At 43.9% G+C, this 759-nt stretch carries 1 protein-coding gene; it reads left to right on the top strand.

Annotation, left to right across the window (positions count from 1 at the left end):
- A partial coding sequence (locus L696_RS0127095; protein WP_025686437.1) for an Ig-like domain-containing protein occupies positions 1-757 on the top strand: 757 nt, incomplete at its 5' end.
- Between the last annotated feature and the right edge of the window lie 2 nt (positions 758-759).

Genomic DNA, 759 nt, shown 5'->3' with positions numbered 1-759 from the left:
AGACACGCGAAACATCGCATTGAACCAACGATTCTACATCACCCATCAACCTTTTAAAATAGTTGGAATGGATCGTACGATGAATGGCATCATCCAGTTAAGCTGCACATTGGATAGCATAAATACAGCTTATGATGACGTGGAACATAACATCGCTGACAGATGGAAGTACGAGATTACTCATACATATGCATTACATATTCATCAGGGAACGATAACTCATGTGCTGCTCAACGAAACAATACCGTTGGATGTGACCGCTACGGATAATGGGAATGAGGTAACCAATCCGGCGATCACCTATGTATCCAGTGATCCAAGTATGGTTAGTGTAGACCAGCAAGGTCAGGTTATGGGCATCGCTTTGGGACAAGCAAGTATTACTGCAAAACTAACGTATCACCCGACGGTACAAAGCACCATTGAATTGAGAGTCGTCGAAACAGGAACGCATATCTATTCGATAGCCATTACTGGTAATCCCATTCTCAAAACAGGCCAAAGCTCCTCATACGTCAGCTATATCTATGATCATGGAACAGAAGTGTTTGGCCAGTCTGTAGAGTGGAGCCTACGGAATCAGGATCATTCCACTCCGATTATGGGGAGCATAACAGCCAGCACAGGAAATAGTGTGACGGTGAAAGCCGGAAGCAGTAGTGGGGCAAACAATAAAGCCCTTGTGTTGACGGCCACCTTAGTAAGCGATCCTAGCATTACCACAGAAAAGAACATTAGCCTTAAAAATTTATTCTAAGC

The sequence above is a fragment of the Paenibacillus maysiensis genome (assembly GCF_000520815.1).
Taxonomy (GTDB): domain Bacteria; phylum Bacillota; class Bacilli; order Paenibacillales; family Paenibacillaceae; genus Paenibacillus; species Paenibacillus maysiensis.
Note: the sequence above shows the minus strand (reverse complement) of the source record. Positions and strands in the feature narration are given on the sequence as shown.